Annotated in this window: 18 protein-coding genes and 1 pseudogene; 7 read left to right on the forward strand and 12 right to left on the reverse strand. The window is 61.6% G+C overall.

The features are described from left to right. Positions 1–90: 90 nt before the first annotated feature. Positions 91–507: a YbaN family protein gene (locus NVV94_RS07030; protein WP_258446500.1), complete on the reverse strand. Its 417-nt coding sequence runs from the start codon at positions 505–507 to the stop codon at positions 91–93. A 10-nt stretch (positions 508–517) separates the two neighbouring features. After that, a complete protein-coding gene (locus NVV94_RS07035; RefSeq protein ID WP_258446501.1) occupies positions 518–1,105 on the reverse strand; it encodes a YecA family protein in 588 nt (195 codons plus the stop codon). A 266-nt stretch (positions 1,106–1,371) separates the two neighbouring features. Here NVV94_RS07035 and recQ point away from each other — a divergent pair, with 266 nt between their 5' ends. The 3 genes from recQ to NVV94_RS26690 all read left to right on the forward strand — a co-directional run bounded on the left by recQ (position 1,372) and on the right by NVV94_RS26690 (position 5,229). Continuing rightward, positions 1,372–3,501, forward strand: coding sequence for a DNA helicase RecQ (gene recQ / locus NVV94_RS07040; RefSeq protein WP_258446502.1), 2,130 nt, complete (start codon positions 1,372–1,374; stop codon positions 3,499–3,501). 117 nt (positions 3,502–3,618) lie between these two features. Next, complete coding sequence (locus NVV94_RS07045) at positions 3,619–4,053, forward strand: MarR family transcriptional regulator (protein WP_258446503.1); 435 nt, start codon at positions 3,619–3,621, stop codon at positions 4,051–4,053. 24 nt (positions 4,054–4,077) lie between these two features. Beyond that, a complete protein-coding gene (locus NVV94_RS26690; RefSeq protein WP_309304281.1) occupies positions 4,078–5,229 on the forward strand; it encodes a hypothetical protein in 1,152 nt (383 codons plus the stop codon). Here the strand turns inward: NVV94_RS26690 and NVV94_RS07055 are convergent. Beyond that, positions 5,198–5,362 (reverse strand): annotated as a pseudogene (locus NVV94_RS07055) (patatin-like phospholipase family protein); the annotation flags it as partial. The gene NVV94_RS26690 and the pseudogene NVV94_RS07055 overlap by 32 nt on opposite strands. 77 nt (positions 5,363–5,439) lie before the next feature. Between NVV94_RS07055 and NVV94_RS07060 the strand changes: the two are divergent. Next, the gene (locus NVV94_RS07060; RefSeq protein WP_258446504.1) at positions 5,440–5,721 is read left to right on the forward strand and encodes a SelT/SelW/SelH family protein; all 282 of its coding nucleotides are present in this window, start codon (positions 5,440–5,442) and stop codon (positions 5,719–5,721) included. Here NVV94_RS07060 and NVV94_RS07065 read toward each other — a convergent pair. Both NVV94_RS07065 and NVV94_RS07070 read right to left on the reverse strand, forming a co-directional pair. Continuing rightward, a complete protein-coding gene (locus tag NVV94_RS07065) occupies positions 5,718–6,608 on the reverse strand; it encodes a DMT family transporter (protein WP_258446505.1) in 891 nt (296 codons plus the stop codon). The genes NVV94_RS07060 and NVV94_RS07065 overlap by 4 nt on opposite strands. A 203-nt stretch (positions 6,609–6,811) precedes the next feature. Next, entirely contained in the window at positions 6,812–7,123 is a 312-nt protein-coding gene (locus tag NVV94_RS07070; RefSeq protein ID WP_258446506.1) for an Mpo1-like protein, read from the reverse strand. Between the two features lie 157 nt (positions 7,124–7,280). On the opposite strand from NVV94_RS07070, the gene NVV94_RS07075 reads away from it, so the two are divergent. Beyond that, a complete protein-coding gene (locus NVV94_RS07075; RefSeq protein WP_258446507.1) occupies positions 7,281–8,348 on the forward strand; it encodes an AraC family transcriptional regulator in 1,068 nt (355 codons plus the stop codon). Here NVV94_RS07075 and NVV94_RS07080 read toward each other — a convergent pair. Beyond that, a complete protein-coding gene (locus tag NVV94_RS07080) occupies positions 8,305–9,759 on the reverse strand; it encodes a TrkH family potassium uptake protein (RefSeq protein WP_258446508.1) in 1,455 nt (484 codons plus the stop codon). The genes NVV94_RS07075 and NVV94_RS07080 overlap by 44 nt on opposite strands. Before the next feature lie 100 nt (positions 9,760–9,859). Between NVV94_RS07080 and NVV94_RS07085 the strand changes: the two genes are divergently transcribed. Then, a complete protein-coding gene (locus NVV94_RS07085; RefSeq protein ID WP_258446509.1) occupies positions 9,860–10,423 on the forward strand; it encodes a nitroreductase family protein in 564 nt (187 codons plus the stop codon). A 107-nt stretch (positions 10,424–10,530) separates the two neighbouring features. Here the strand turns inward: NVV94_RS07085 and NVV94_RS07090 are convergent, their stop codons facing one another. From NVV94_RS07090 to NVV94_RS07115, 6 genes are all read right to left on the reverse strand, one after another. After that, positions 10,531–11,874 carry a HAMP domain-containing sensor histidine kinase gene (locus NVV94_RS07090; RefSeq protein ID WP_258446510.1) on the reverse strand — a complete coding sequence of 448 codons (1,344 nt, stop codon included), beginning with the start codon at positions 11,872–11,874 and terminating at the stop codon, positions 10,531–10,533. A gap of 79 nt (positions 11,875–11,953) precedes the next feature. Beyond that, positions 11,954–12,367, reverse strand: a complete 414-nt coding sequence (locus tag NVV94_RS07095; protein ID WP_258446511.1) for a Spy/CpxP family protein refolding chaperone — start codon at positions 12,365–12,367, stop codon at positions 11,954–11,956. 121 nt (positions 12,368–12,488) lie between these two features. Next, a complete protein-coding gene (locus NVV94_RS07100) occupies positions 12,489–13,166 on the reverse strand; it encodes a response regulator transcription factor (RefSeq protein WP_258446512.1) in 678 nt (225 codons plus the stop codon). Positions 13,167–13,173: 7 nt separating this feature from the next. After that, positions 13,174–13,584: a translation initiation factor 2 gene (locus NVV94_RS07105; RefSeq protein WP_258446513.1), complete on the reverse strand. Its 411-nt coding sequence runs from the start codon at positions 13,582–13,584 to the stop codon at positions 13,174–13,176. Positions 13,585–13,718: 134 nt separating this feature from the next. Beyond that, positions 13,719–14,018, reverse strand: a complete 300-nt coding sequence (locus NVV94_RS07110; protein ID WP_258446514.1) for a YciI family protein — start codon at positions 14,016–14,018, stop codon at positions 13,719–13,721. Between the two features lies 1 nt (position 14,019). Further along, complete coding sequence (locus NVV94_RS07115; protein WP_258446515.1) at positions 14,020–14,616, reverse strand: septation protein A; 597 nt, start codon at positions 14,614–14,616, stop codon at positions 14,020–14,022. 66 nt (positions 14,617–14,682) lie between these two features. Here NVV94_RS07115 and NVV94_RS07120 point away from each other — a divergent pair, with 66 nt between their 5' ends. Continuing rightward, positions 14,683–15,546 carry a PHP domain-containing protein gene (locus NVV94_RS07120; RefSeq protein ID WP_258446516.1) on the forward strand — a complete coding sequence of 288 codons (864 nt, stop codon included), beginning with the start codon at positions 14,683–14,685 and terminating at the stop codon, positions 15,544–15,546. Positions 15,547–15,553 lie beyond the last annotated feature (7 nt).

Consider the following 15,553-nt stretch of genomic DNA (forward strand, 5'->3'; position numbering starts at 1 on the left):
TCGGCTCACCGCGGTCGGCGTAGCCGCTGCCGCCAGGCTGCGCTGGAGTCCCGAAGGGACTCCCCGGCGATCTCGAGCTCAGGCACCGTGTCAGGATTGTTTGTGCAACGGTTGTCGCAAGGTCTTTTGCCGCAGGATGTAGATCGTCACCAGCACTGCCGTGGTCAGCATGAGCCCGCGTGCCCAGGGCAGCGGTACCAGGTAGCAGGACAGGCCGATGCTCGGCCACATCAGGCCAATGGCGTAGACCTTGCCCTTGAGCGGTATGCCCTGGCCTCTGAGGTAGCCGGCGATCCATGGGCCCAGGCGGGGGTGGCTGGTCAGCCAATGGTAGAACCGCGGCGAGCTTCTGGCGAAGCAGGCAGCGGCCAGGAGCAGAAAAGGCGTTGTCGGCAATACCGGCAGGAAGATACCGATCACCCCCAATGCCACGCTCAGCCAGCCGATACTCAGCAGGACGTAGCGCAGCAGCCGGGGCCGGTTCGGGTGTGCCGTGTCCGGCGCCATCGGCGCAGACTCAGTGATGACGAGGCTTGAGTATCGCAGGCTTCTCGTCGGGCGCATTGCACAGCAGGTACAGGGCCGTCAGTGCTTCCGGGATCTGCACGATCATGTCGTCCATCAGGTTGGCATCGGCGGCGATGTCGGAGAACTCTGGCTGTTCGTCGAACAGACCGGAGCCGACCATGATCGGCAGGAGCATTTCGCTGACTTCGTCTTCGGCGGTTTCGAACCAGGCCGCTTCACGCAGGAAGACCCCTTCCATGAAGCCGATGCACCAGCCACGCAGGTCCGAATCGTCCGGGTCTTCGCCCAGGTCCAGTTCGCACGGCAGCTCGAACTCTTCATCGCTGGCCAACTGGCGGGCAATGTGGGCCTTGAGCAGGATCAGGGTGGCTTCGATCTCCTCGCGTTGAGCATCACTACTGTAATGCGGCTCTTCGGCGAACAGGGCGTCGATCCATTCACGCTCCGGGACGGCTTCCGAGCAGATCGACAATGCGGTCAGGTAGCCGTGAGCGGCAACATAGTCCAGCGCCTCATCATGCAGCTCGTCGGCGTCGAGGAAGGCTTGCAGGCGGTGTAATTGCTCAGCGAAGGACATTAAAAGGCTACCTTGGGGAATATTTGATAGTGAATTCTAGGCCTTGTTGAGGGCTCTGCGCCACCTGTGCGGTGAACAATGCACTTGCCGACGGCCCGTCGCCGACGCCCTGCGCCCTTGATCGCTCGGGTATAATGCCGCGCCTTTGCTGCAAGTCCCTGTATCGAAACGGGCTTTGCAAAGGTCGCTTACGCACTTTTTCGTGCGGCGAGGAAAGTTTTCATCCAGCCTGTGGCAAGGATGGTTCTGCGATTTTTGGAGTTTATATGCTCGAACAGGCTCAACGCGTCCTTAAAGACATCTTCGGCTACGACAGTTTCCGTGGCCGCCAGGGTGCCATTATCGAACGCGTGGCCAGTGGTGGCGACGCCCTGGTGCTGATGCCTACCGGCGGTGGCAAGTCCCTGTGTTTCCAGGTCCCGGCCTTGTTGCGCGAGGGCCTGGCCGTGGTGGTCTCACCACTGATCGCCTTGATGGACGACCAGGTCGCGACTCTCGAAGAGCTGGGTGTAGCCGCAGCGGCCTTGAATTCCACCTTGAGCGCCGAGCAACAGCGCGATCTGGCCGTGAAGATCCGCAACGGCGAGGTCAAGATGCTCTACCTCGCCCCCGAGCGCCTGGTGCAGCCGCGCATGCTGGACTTCCTGCAGGGCCTGGACATCGCCTTGTTCGCCATCGATGAAGCCCACTGCGTGTCGCAATGGGGGCACGACTTCCGCCCCGAATACCTGCAATTGGGGCAACTCGCTGAACTGTTTCCGAATGTTCCGCGGATCGCCCTGACGGCCACCGCCGACAAGCGAACCCGTGAAGAAATCGTCAATCGCCTGCATTTGCAGGACGCCGAGCGCTTTTTGTCGAGTTTCGACCGGCCGAATATCTTCTACCGCATCGTGCCCAAGGAGCAGCCGCGCAAGCAGTTGCTGGCGTTTCTCGCCGAGCGGCGCAGCGATGCCGGGATCGTCTATTGCCTGTCGCGCAAGAAGGTCGATGATGTCGCCGTCTTTCTTTGCGAGCAGGGTTTTCCAGCATTGCCGTACCACGCCGGCCTGCCCGCCGAAACGCGGGCGGCGAACCAGAAGCGCTTCCTCAATGAAGAAGGCCTGATCATGGTCGCGACCATCGCCTTCGGCATGGGCATCGACAAGCCCAACGTGCGCTTCGTCGCCCACCTGGACCTGCCCAAGTCGCTGGAAGCCTATTACCAGGAGACTGGCCGGGCCGGGCGAGATGGCCTGCCGGCCGATGCCTGGATGGCCTACGGCTTGCAGGACATGGTGATGCTCAAGCAGATGCTGCAGAACTCCGAAGGCGACGAGCGCCACAAGCGGGTCGAGCAGCACAAGCTCGATGCCATGTTGGCGCTATGCGAAGAAACCCGTTGCCGTCGCCAGTCCCTGCTTGGCTATTTCGACGAAGACATGCCGCAACCCTGTGGTCACTGTGACAACTGCATCGATGGCGTGCAGACCTGGGATGCCACCGAAGCGGCGCGGCAGGCCCTGTCGACCATCTTCCGTACAGGCCAGCGCTACGGCGTGGGGCATCTGGTCGACGTCCTGCTCGGCAAGGACAACGAAAAGGTACGCAATTTCGGTCACGAGAAATTATCGGTCTACGGTGTCGGTAAAGCCCGCAGCGAAGCCGAATGGCGATCGCTGTTCCGCCAACTGGTGGCTCGCGGGCTGGTCGACATTGATCTGGAAGGCTACGGCGGCCTGCGCCTGAGCGACACCTGTCGGCCGCTGTTGCGCGGCGAAGTCGCTCTTGAATTGCGTCGTGATCTCAAACCGCAGACCAGCACCAAGAGCAGCTCCGGCAGCCCCGCCAGCCAATTGGTCCGCGGCGAGGAGCGCGAACAGTGGGAAGCCCTGCGGGCCCTGCGGCGCAAGCTTGCCGAAGAACATGCGGTGCCGCCATATGTCATCTTCCCGGATTCGACCCTGCTGGAAATGCTGCGCAGCCAGCCAGGCTCCATGGCGGAGATGGCGCGGGTCAGCGGTGTCGGTGCGCGCAAACTGGAGCGCTACGGCGCAGCATTCCTGCAGGTGCTCGGTGGCGCTACCCAAGCGCAGCCCGTGGTGGCCGACCTGCGCCACGAATTGATCAGCCTGGCCCGCGCGGGCATGACGCCGATTCAAATTGCCGGTCAATTGCAGTGCAGCGAAAAAAACGTCTACAGCCTGTTGGCCGAAGCGATTGGCCGCCAGCAGTTGTCACTGGAGCAGGCACTGGACCTGCCCGAAGATCTGCTGGGGGAAGTGCAGGATGCATTTCTCGATGGCGAAGGCGAGTTGCCGCCGGTTGCCGCCATTGCCGAGCAGTTCGTCGGCCGAGTGCCAGAAGGCGTCCTTTACTGTGTGCGCGCAGCCCTGCAGTCTGAATTCGAACTCTGAAGGGGCAGTTTGCAATCATTTCTAACTATTGTCAGACAAAGTATCCAGGCAGAGTCTTGCCTCTGAGGCAGGGGCATGGTTAGCTGCCTATTAATTAGTTCTGATGATGAGTTTGCTATGCCGTTGATTGACCAACACCGTTTCGGGATGCAATTGGCCCACATGTCCCGGGGCTGGCGTGCCGAACTGGACCGGCGTCTTGCCGGCCTGGGCTTGTCCCAGGCACGCTGGCTGGTACTGTTGCACCTGGCGCGTTTCGAAGAATCTCCCACGCAGCGTGAACTGGCGCAGAGTGTTGGCGTCGAAGGTCCCACGCTGGCGCGATTGCTCGACAGCCTGGAGTCTCAGGGTTTGGTGCGCCGGCAGGCGGTACTGGAGGACCGGCGGGCAAAAAAGATCCTCTTGAGCCCTTCGGCCAAACCCTTGATCGAGCAGATCGAAACCATTGCCAATGCGTTGCGGGTGGAATTGTTCAATGGCATCGACGAGGAAGAGTTGCGTATCACCATGCGGGTGCACGCACGTATTCTGGCCAATCTGGAGAAGTCCTGAGTTTTGAAGTCGTCGCTGCTGCCCATGATGCTGGTTGGCATGCTCCTTCAGGTGCCACAGGCGTCGGCCCTGGGGCTGGGTGAAATCATGCTCGGCTCGAGCCTGAACCAGCCGCTGAAGGCCGAGATAGAATTGCTGGACGCGGCAGGCCTGGACCCGAGCGAGCTGTCGGCAGGCCTGGCCAGTGCCGATGAATTCAGCCGTGCCGGCCTCGATCGTCCCTACGTGCTCAACGACCTGCACTTTTCCCCGAAGGTGCAGGGTAATCGCGCAATTATTGAAGTGACTTCCAGCAAGGTCGTCACTGAACCTTATCTGACTTTTCTGGTGCGGCTGGACCGGCCCAATGGGCAGCTGTTGCGCCAGTACACGGTCCTGCTGGATCCGCCGGGGAGTGCTGCGCAGCTTCGCGCACCCACTCTTGCTGCAGACCCCGAAGTTCAGCGTGAACCCGTAGCGGCCGCCCAGCCGCGGCTACCTGCTGCCGAACAATTAAAGCCGACAATCACTGAATCGGAGAGCCAACGACTGCAGGCTATCGTGGCCGATCGGCAAGTGCAGCTGAAGGCACTCAAGGCCACCCTTGCCGACAAGGACCAGAAGGTGCTCGAGCTTCAGGCCGAGCTGGCTCAGATAAAAGCATCCAATGCCGCTCTTGCCACTCCCCCGAGCGCTGTCCCGCCAGTCGCGCCGACCCGCGAATCCGCTGAGGCAGAGAAGCAGCAGAGCACGGCTTTTACTGGCATGCTGTGGGGCAGTGCTGCCTTGTTGCTGTTGGTCGTGGTGGCGTTGATGCGCCGTCATCGCCAGGCAATGCAGGCTTCGTCTGCAAAATCACCGAAGCCGGCCCCCGTTGCGCCGTCGCTGTCCGCTGCTGCACCAGCAGACCCGGTGCAGCCATCAGCCATGATGCAACAGGGCAAAAGCTCTGCGGAGCCAGAGGCGAATCTGCTTGAGCCAGGCTTCATTGCACTTGCACTGCAGGACCCGCTTGCCCCCTCGCCACGGCAACTGGCAGCACCCGTCGCTGCGGCTCCAGCCGAGACGTGCGATGGGTTCCGGTTGAATCTCGACGACCTGTCGATGGAAGCGGACTGGGACCTGGGCCCGTTGGAAACTAAAAAGTCTGCCCCAGGTTCAGGTACATCTTCACGCCTTGTTCCTCGAGGGCCTTGAGCACGCCGATATGGGCCAGGCCGCGAGCTGCGCCGCCGGAAAGGACCAGGCCGACCTTTGGCGGGTTCATTTCGGCCGCGTGCAGGGTCAGGGGCAGCAGGAGCAACAACAGGCAGGACAACGGGCGACGCATCATCAATCTCGGGCAAGCGGCAAAGGTCGATATTATAGTCATCTCACCGTTGCCCCTTCCCAGGAGACTGTTACCCCATGTCCACGAGCAAACCGGAAATTGTCATAACCTATTGCACACAGTGCCAATGGCTGTTGCGCGCTGCCTGGCTGGCCCAGGAACTGCTCAGCACCTTCTCCGATGACCTGGCCCGGGTTGCGCTGGAACCGGCCACGGGCGGGGCGTTCCGGATTACCTGCGACGGGGTGCAGATCTGGGAGCGCAAGGAAGATGGCGGCTTTCCCGAGGCCAAGGTGCTCAAGCAGCGGGTGCGCGACCAGATCGACCCGCAGCGCGACTTGGGCCACAACGATCGTTAATGCGAAGCCTGCGCCGCCGCTTTTTTGCTGCTGGAGCTGGCTGGCAAACTACTGGCCAGTACGATGGCAAAGATGATCAACGCACCGCCCAGCAGCATGCGCAGGGTGGGCGTTTCGCCAAAAATCAGCCAGGCCATGCCGATCCCGTAGACCGGCTCCAGGGCAAAGACCACGGCGGCGGTGCGCGCCTTGATCACCGCCAGGCTGGCGACGAACAGGCTGTGGGCCACGCCGGTACAGAACACCCCGAGCAGCCCGATCCACAACCAGTCGATGGCCGGCACCGAGCTCAATGCGGGTGCCGCGGCAGGTAGCAGGCACAGGGCGACCACCGCGTTCTGGCACAGCGCTGCCTGTACGGCCGGGATACTGCCGGAACTGGCCCGGTTGGTCAGCGACAGCAACGCGAACAGCAGGCCCGAAGCGATCGCCCAGAGCAGGCCGCTGGTGGCCTGGCTGGCAAGGTCGAAGTCCGGGGTGACCAGGATCAGGCCGACACTGACCAGCACCACCAGCAGGATCTCGTTGGCACGGATGCGTTCGCGAAAGATCAGCCCTTCAAGGACCACGGTAAAGGCCGGGAAGCTGGCAAAGCCCAGGGTCGCGATGGCGACGCCCGCCACCTTCACCGCGATGAAGAAGCTGACCCAGTGGCCGGCCAGCAGCAACCCGCTAAGCAACAGGCGTCGCCAGTCACGGGTATGCAAGGGTTGCCAGCCGCCCATGCGGGCAAAACGGGCGAACACACCCAATGCCAGGACAGCGAAGGCGGCACGGCCGAAGACGATAATGGCGGGGGAGGCGCTGGCGAGTTTGCCGAAGACCCCGGTCAGGCCGAAGAACAGTGCGCCGATATGCAGGGCACCCAGGGCGGTTCGGTGATTCATTGCAATCCTTGTCGTATGGCGGGGGAGCGCTGGCGCAAGTTTACACGTTGCCAGCCGGTGCGACCGTCATCCAACTGCCGCCTTGCCGTCACAGAGCGTTAATCGGTTGCTTCTAAGCTTGGGCAAGGACGGAGGTGATCTATGTCACCGGGAACCACGACGAGTTTCTGGCAGGACGGCGTGCCGTGCGCGCATTCAGGTATTCAGAACGATACTTTGCCGACCAGCATGTCGCGGTACATGACAAAGTCACCCATCAGGCTATAAAGAGGATGCAGGAAAGTGGCCGGGCGATTCTTCTCGAAGAAAAAGTGCCCGACCCACGCGAAGCCGTAACCGGCGACGGGCAAGGCCGGAAACAATAGCCAGTTGGAAGTCGCGAGTATGTACACGAGCAGGGCCAGCACAAGGCTGGTGCCTGCAAAGTGCAGTCGCCTGCAGGTGCTATTACTGTGTTCGGCCAGGTAAAAAGTGTAGAACTCGGCGAAGCTGTTGAAGCGCTGGGTATTTTTCACTACTACAGTCTCAATGCTTGTATTTCCCGCTGAAGATGCACGGCGTGGAGCCTGCTTTAAGTCTAGAGTGAACAGCAGCAACGGCCAGTGACATTGGACGCCAGATTACTATCCTTGGGAGATTGGTTGCGGCAGCGACCAGGGGAAGATTTCGGCCATGAGCGAAAGAACGACTTCTGCAAGTTGGGCGACAGGTATCGTCAAGGCGCTGGAACTGGAGGGGCTGGATTGTCGGGCAATGTTCCAGCAACTGGGCCTGGATTTCTCGGCACTCAATGATCCCGATGCGCGGTTCACCCAGGATTCGATGACGCGATTGTGGCAATTGGCGGTGCACTTGTCGGGCAATCCGGCCATCGGCTTGAACATGGCCAGGGTCGTGCACCCGGCGTCTTTTCATGTGGTGGGCTACGCGCTGATGTCGAGTCGGACCCTTAAAGAGGGTTTTGATCGCTTGGTGCGTTATCAGCGAATCATCGCCGAAAGCTCGGATTTGAGATTCAAATTGGTACCCGAGGGCTATGCGCTGATTCTTACGGTGCATGGCGATCATCTGCCTCCGACCCGGCAAAGCGCCGAAGCCTCTCTGGCATGTGCGCTGGCCCTGTGCAGTTGGCTGACCGGCAGGGTCATCCAGCCGCGGCGGGTTCTGGTGCAGGGCGAGCAGCCGGTCGATGTAGAGCCTTACAAAGTGGCGTTTCACGCACCGCTGGTGTTCGGCGCGCCCTTTGACGCGCTGATTTTCGAGCGAGAAGACATGGAGGCGCCACTGCCGACGGCCAATGAGGCGATGGCGTTGTTGCATGATCGTTTTGCCGGTGAGTACCTGGCGCGATTTTCCGAGAGCCGGGTGACGCACAAGGCTCGGCAGGTACTGTGTCGGTTGTTGCCCCAGGGTGAGCCCAAGCGGGAAGTGGTCGCGCAATCTCTGCACTTGTCCCAGCGGACCTTGCAACGTCGGTTGCAGGACGAGGGCACCAGCTTCCAGGCACTGCTGGATGACACCCGTCGCGAATTGGCCGAGCAATACCTGGCCCAGCCCAACATGACCTTGCTGGAAACCGCCTACCTGCTGGGTTTTGCCGACCCGAGCAATTTTTTCAGGGCGTTTCGCCGCTGGTTCGATACCACGCCCGGCGAATACCGGGCGCGGCTGGTCGGGTCAGTCGCAGGGGCGCAGGTCAATGGCGCCAAAAGGCCGGCATACATAGAACCAGCACGGTAATAATCTCCAGCCTGCCCAGCAGCATGCCCAGCGCCAGAATCCACTTGGCCGCATCCGGCAGGCTGGCGAAGTTGCCCGCCGGGCCAATGGTCTCGCCCAGCCCCGGGCCGACACCGGAGACGGCGCTGGCGGCACCGGTCAGTGCGGTCATCCAGTCGACTCCCAGCAGGGACAAGGACAGTGCGATCGCACAGATGGTAATGGCGAAGAAAAACGAGAAGGTCAGAATCGAGCGCACGATCTCTTCGTCGAGGCGGTGGCCGTTGTACTTCTGCTTGATCACCGCACGCGGGTGAATCAACTGATTGAGGTTGGCCTTGAGCAGGATATAGGCAACCTGGAAACGGAAGATCTTGATCCCGCCGGCGGTCGATCCCGAGCAGCCACCGATGAAGCCCAGGTAGAAGAACAGCATCAAGGAAAAATTGCCCCACAGGCTGTAATCGCCCAGGGCAAAGCCCGTGGTGGTGACTATCGAAGTGACGTTCAGCGCCACATGGCGCAGGGCTTCGAGCCAGTGCAGCTGGGTGGTCGCCCAGTACCAGGTGCCGAGTACCAGCCAGGTCACCACCAGCAAGCCGAGCATACCCTGGACCTGTTGATCCTTGATCAGTGCCCGGCGATTGCCGCGCAATGTTGCTACATACAGGGTGAATGGCAGGGCGCCGAGAATCATCACCATCACGGCCACCCAGTGCACGGCCGGTTGAGTCCACTTGGCCAGGGACTGGTCCGAGGTCGAGAAACCGCCGGTGGAAATCGCCGACATCGAATGGTTGATCGCATCGAAGATGCTCATGCCGGCAGCCCAGAACGCCAGCCCGCCCAGTGCGGTGACGCCGATATAGACCGCCACGATGGACTTGGCGACCATGTGCGAACGCGGCATGACCTTTTCCGAACGGTCGGAAGATTCGGTCTGGAACAGGCGCATGCCACCGATGCGCAGCAGCGGCAGGATCGCCACGGCCATGGCGATAAAACCGATGCCGCCGAGCCAGTGCAGCAGCGAGCGCCACATCAGGATGCCAGGGGACATGGTGTCCAGGCCGCTGAGTACGGTCGCGCCGGTGGCGGTGATGCCTGACATGCTTTCGAAGAAGGCGTCGGTATAGCTGATGCGCTGGGTCAGCAGGAACGGCAGGGCGGCGAAGATGCACACCAGCACCCAGCTGCTGACGGTCAGCAGGTACATGTCGCGCGGACGCAGCTGTACGTTTTCCGGCCGCCCCGGTATGACCAGGGCCAGGCCTGCGACGAAGGTGATCGTGCTGGCCCAGAGGAAAGAGGGGATTTCGTGGGCCCGCTCGAAGGCCACCAGGGTGGCCATGGGGATGACCATGCTGATCGCCAGCGTAATGAGGAAGATGCCGATAATGAAACCGATGATCCGTAGGGTCGGCAACGCCATGAGGTCCGCTCTGACTCGAAACTTGAAGGGCGCCATTCTACCTATGGGCTGGGGCATGTAAACGGTAGAATGGTTGCACATTTCTTATTGGGGGTAGCCGATGGAGGCTCTCGACGCTTTGCTCAACCGTGTTTCCGTACCGCGCCTGATCGATCCGGCACCCACGGCGGCGCAACGGGAAATCCTGTTCCAGGCGGCATTGCGTGCGCCCGATCATGGCCAGTTGCACCCGTGGCGATTCCTCACGGTTGAAGGCGCTGCACGCGAGCAGCTCGGTGAGCTGTTGGCCGAAGCGGTCAAGATCAAGGGCGTGGACGTTACCGAAGCAGCCCTGGAAAAGGCGCGGGCCATGCCGTTGCGTGCCCCGCTGCTGGTGGTGGTCATTGCCCGGTTGCAGGACCATTTCAAAATACCCAAATCCGAGCAAAAGCTGGCGGCCGCGTGTGCAGCCCACGGCATTCTGCTTGCGGCACATGCCCAGGGGATTGGCGCGGTATGGCGTACGGGGGAGTTGGCCTATGCCGCGCACGTGGCCAAGGGGTTGGGGCTGGGTGACGGGGAGGAGGTGATTGCCTTTCTGTACATCGGGACGCCGCAGAAGGAATTGCGTGTACCGCAGCCGTTGGCTACTGCTGATTTTGTCAGTGCCTGGACTGCCGCTTAGAGGCCGCTATGCGGCCTCATCGCTGGCAAGCCAGCTCCCACAAGGACCGTGCACCGCCTGATTCTGTGGGAGCTGGCTTGCCAGCGATGAGGCCCGCACAAATACCATCAAACCCCAACGGAAGCCCCATTCGGCTCCAACGGCAACTCCAGACAAGCCACAAACCCACCCTCAGGATGATTGGCCAGCGTCAGGCTGCCACCATGCCGTTCCGCCGCGCGGCGAGCGATGGCCAGGCCCAGGCCATGGCCGGGCGCGGTCTGGTTGGGCGCACGGAAAAAAGGCTCGCCCAGTTGCGCCAGGTGTTCGCTGGCAACGCCCGGGCCATGGTCGCGGACGCTCAGCACTATCCGGTCACCCGACTTGCGGCCATTGAGTTCGATCGGCTGGCCCTGCGGGTTGAAGCGCAAGGCATTGCGCAACAGGTTGTCCAGCGCCCGCTCCAGCATGGTCGGCCAGCCTTGCAGGCTCAGCTCGGGCTCGGCGTCGATGCGAATCTCCTGTTCCGGCGCACTCAATTGGGCATCCTTTTGCACGTTGGTGAGCAGGGCCTGCAGGTCGATGGGCTCGGCGCTGGCATGTTCGGCATCCAGGCGTGCCAGGGCAAGAATTTCACTGATCAAGGCCTCGAGGCGATCGCACTCGCGGGTCAGGCGCGGCCAGAGTTTTTCCCGTTGTTCAGGCTCGGCCCGTTCAGCCAGGGCCAGGGCGATACGCAGGCGGGCCAGGGGCGAGCGCAGTTCATGGGAAACATCGCGCAGCAATTGTCGCTGGCTGCCGATCAGGCTTTGCAGTCGCGCCCCCATGCGGTTGAAATCATTGGCCAGGACACCGAACTCATCACGCCGGTTGGCCAACTGCGCCAGGCTGTTCTGCTGGTAGGTGGTTTGTCCCAGGTCATGAACCGCACCGCGCAGGCGGCTGAGCGGGCGCGTGATCGAGAGCGTCACCAGCAGGCTGAACAACGTCAGCACCACCAGCGCGATTCCCAGGGCACTGAGCGGCCAGAGCAGGCTGTCGCGATGCCAGGCGTCGAGTTGCGGGTGAGGAATGCGATAGATCAGCAGGTAGGTCTCGCCACTCTCGGGGCTGGTGTGTTCGACGGTGAGGCGGCGCCAGGGCAGTGGTCGTTCGTCATGGCGCCGGCGTTCCTCGAACGCAGCGGCCCGGCGCGGGAAGGTTCCCGGCACCACGGCTTCGCCGCTTTCGTCAAGCACCTGGACATCGATGTGATAGCGCCGTTTGCGTTGTTCCAGATACTCCTGGGCATCCTCGGCGCCATTTCTTTCGTAGCGTTCGGTCCAGGTCTGGGCGAGGGTGTTGATGCCCGGGTGGCGACTGAGAATCCAGGCGTCCTGGTTCAACATATGGCCGAGCAGGATAGACAGGCCGGCGACGAGTGCGATGGCAAGCCAGAAACTGGCAAGGACTCGCCAGAACAGTGAACGCAAAGTGGCACCTCAAAAAGTCAAAGCCCGCCCGGCCAAGGAGCACTGGCTGGGCGGGCGGTCGAAGGATCGCGATTGCAGATTACTGTGCCTTGTTGGCCTTTTCAGCTTTCCAGGCCTTGAATTCAGCCCATTCGGCGCGGTGCTCGGCCTGTTTTTTCTTCAGTTCGTCGAACTGCTTCTGCTGATCGGGGTTGAGCAGTGCACGAATGTCGCTCTGGGTCTTGTCTTCCTTGGCCTTGAGTTCATCCTTCAGGGCCTTCTGGTCGGCGGCCGGCAGTTTTTCCAGGTAGCGTTGGGTGATTTCGTGGCGGCTTTTCATTTGCTCGCCCATCAGTTTACCGACTTGCTGACGCTGTTCCCGGCTCAGGTCCAGCTGGCTGTACATGCCGTGGCCGCGGTGATGATCGCCGCCGTGCGGGCCGCCTTCGGGCATGGCCATGGCAACGGTCGGCAGGGCTGCAGCGACCATCAGGGCGATAAGGGTCTTGCGCATGGTGGATCTCCTTGACTGGATCCCGGTCAGTTACCGGATGAGCCTAGTTTAGTGAGATCAAGGTCAACGGCGGTCAGGCGAGCGTAAAGCTTCGGTAAAGACCTGCGCACCGATACTGACATCAGAGGCTGTAGTAATAGCCACGGCTGCGCAGTGCGACGATGCGCGGACGGCCGTCGGGGTGCGGGCCGATCTTCTTGCGCAGGTTGCTGACATGCATGTCCAGGCTGCGGTCGTACAGGGTCAGCTTGCGTCCCAGGGCGATCTGCGCCAGCTCTTGTTTATCCAGTGGCTCGCCCGGTTGGCGCAGCAGTGCCTCGAGCAGGCGGCTTTCGGAGATGGTCAGGCTCAATTCGTGTTCGTCGATACTGACCACGCCTCGGGCCGGGCTGAAGCACAGGTCGCCGACTTCCATCTGGCTGGCGACAGCTGTCGGATGGCTGCGGCGCAACACGGCGCGCAAGCGTGCGGTCAATTCGCGGGGGTCACAGGGCTTGGCCAGGTAGTCGTCGGCGCCCAGTTCCAGGCCGAGAATCCGGTCCAGCGGCTCGCCGCGCGCCGAGAGCATCAGCACTGGCAGTTCGGCATGCTCGCTGCGCAGTTGCTTGAGCAGCTCCAGGCCACTGCCGTCGGGCAGCATGACGTCGAGCACGACTGCCGCCGGCGCGTGCTCGGCCAGGGCGCGGCGCGCGCTGTGGCCGTCGTGACAGGCACGTACCTGAAAGCCTTCCTGGCTCAGCCAACTGGTCAGGAGTTCACACAACTCCTGGTCATCATCAATCAGTAACAGCTCGCTCATGACTCACTCAATTCAACCATTGCCGACGCTTTCTGTGTCCGCCACTGGCGAGGATACCGCACAGTGCTGCCAACAAGGTTACCCCGCCACCGATCACGAACCATTGCTGCTGATCGGTCAGCAGGCGCGGTGTGGCAGTGGCCCGGGCTTCCTTGAGTTGCAGTTTCAGACGCTGATTTTCCTGGCGCAGCCTGCCCAGCAGGGCGGTTTCATGCTCGTTGCTGGCAGTTTGCAGCTGCTTGCTCAATTCATCGCGTTGACGCTCGCTTTCCTTCAATTGCTGTTGCAATTCGCTGATCTGACTGCCGGCGCTCAGCGAGAACGGCGCGGTTTTCCCGGACGGGGCAGCTTCTTCAGCCTGTACCCGAGGGGTCAGCAACAACAGCGAAAACAACAGACACAACGTACCTTGGCGCATCGCAACTCCTGAATCCAATCGAGTGTTCAGCACGTTGTCGGCAGTCAAACGAGAATAATGAGCAATACAGAGGATAATCGTTGATGCGGCCGTGGCCAAAGTGTTTGTACTTTTGCCACGGCCCATGGGGCAGGTTACGGCAGGACTTGCTTGAACGGCTTGACCACGACGTTGGCGTAGACGCCGGCTTCGATGTACGGGTCGGCGTCGGCCCAGGCCTGGGCGGCGCCGAGCGAATCGAATTCGGCGACGATCAGGCTGCCGCTGAAGCCGGCTGCGCCCGGGTCGTTACTGTCGATTGCCGGGTGAGGACCTGCCAGCACGATGCGGCCTTCAGCCTTGAGCTGTTGCAGGCGCTCCAGATGCGCCGGGCGGGCGGCCAGGCGGTTTTCCAGCGAGTTGGCAACGTCGGTGGCAATGATTGCGTAGAGCATGTCAGTCCTCGGTTTTCGGAGTGGTGGTGTCGCTGTCGTGAATATGGCGAGACAGGTAGATGCCCTGGCCGACCAGGAACAATACGGTCATGGCCAGGCTACCAAATACCTTGAAGTCGACCCAGATGCTCTGGAAGGTAAAGGCCACGAACAGATTGGCCGCGCCGCAGAACAGGAAGAAGGCGACCCAGGCGACGTTCAGACGAGTCCAGACCGGCTCGGGCAGGGTCAGTGCATGCCCCATGATGCGTTTGATCAGCAGGCGGTCGCCGATGAAATGGCTACCGGCGAACGCCAGGGCGAACAGCCAGTTGACCACCGGTGCCTTCCACTTGAGGAAGGTCTCGCTGTGGAAGGCCAGTGTCAGGCTGCCGAACACAAGGCAGGCGACCAGCGTCAGCCATTGGCTCTTTTCCAGCTTGCGCTGGTTGATGAACAGGGCGCCATAAACCACCAGCGAGCTGACGATCAGCATGGCCGTGGCACTGTAGATGCCACCCACGGTAAGGGTCTGGCCGGCGATGTCGACGGCGCGGGGTTCGATCTTGTAGACGATGAAGAACAGGAACAGCGGGATGAAATCGATGAATTGTTTCACAGTGGCAGCCAGAAGCAGGATGTGCCGGCATAATAACAAACATCGATAACAGCGAAAGCGCCACCTATGAATGTTGATCTGCACTGCCACAGCACGGCCTCCGATGGCGCCCTTGCGCCTTCGGCACTGGTTGCGCGTGCGTTTGAAAACGGCGTGCGGGTCCTGGCCCTGACCGACCACGACACCCTCGAGGGGCTGCCAGAGGCCCGTGCCGCGGCGCTTGCGCTGGGCATGCAGTGGGTCAGTGGGGTGGAAATGTCCTGTACCTGGGGTGGGGCGACTATCCATGTATTGGGCTATGGTTTCGACCTGTCGGCACCGCCGCTGGTCGAGGCGATCGAGCGCTTGCACCACGGGCGCTGGTTGCGTGCCGAGGAAATTGGCCGACGACTGGCACTCAAGGGCATGCCCGGCGCGATGGAAGGTGCCCGCGCGATCCAGCAGGCTCTGGGCGACAGCGGCAACGCGCCGGCGCGCCCGCACTTCGCTGATTTCCTTGTGAATTCAGGCTTCGTCAAAGACCGCGCCGAGGCCTTTCGCAAATGGCTCGGCGCGGGCAAGCTGGGCGACGTCAAGCAGCACTGGCCGACCCTTGAAGACACCGTCGAAACCTTGCGCCAGGCTGGCGCCTGGGTCAGCCTGGCGCACCCGATGCACTATGATTTCACTCGCAGCAAGCGTCGCAAGCTGATTGCCGACTATATTCAAGCAGGTGGCCACGCCATCGAGGTGGTCAACGGGATGCAGCCGGCCGAACAGGTCGGCAGCCTGTCCATATTGGCTCGAGAGTTCGGTCTGATGGTCAGTGCCGGCAGTGATTTCCATGCCCCGGGCACCTGGTCCGAGATCGGTATCTACCGGCCTGTACCAGAGGATTTGCCACCGTTATGGTGCCGATTCAAACATGAACAGCCTATTGCCGCCGTCTGAACAGGTA

Origin of the sequence: Pseudomonas sp. LS1212 (assembly GCF_024741815.1) — a bacterium.
In the GTDB taxonomy this organism is placed as follows: Bacteria; Pseudomonadota; Gammaproteobacteria; order Pseudomonadales; family Pseudomonadaceae; genus Aquipseudomonas.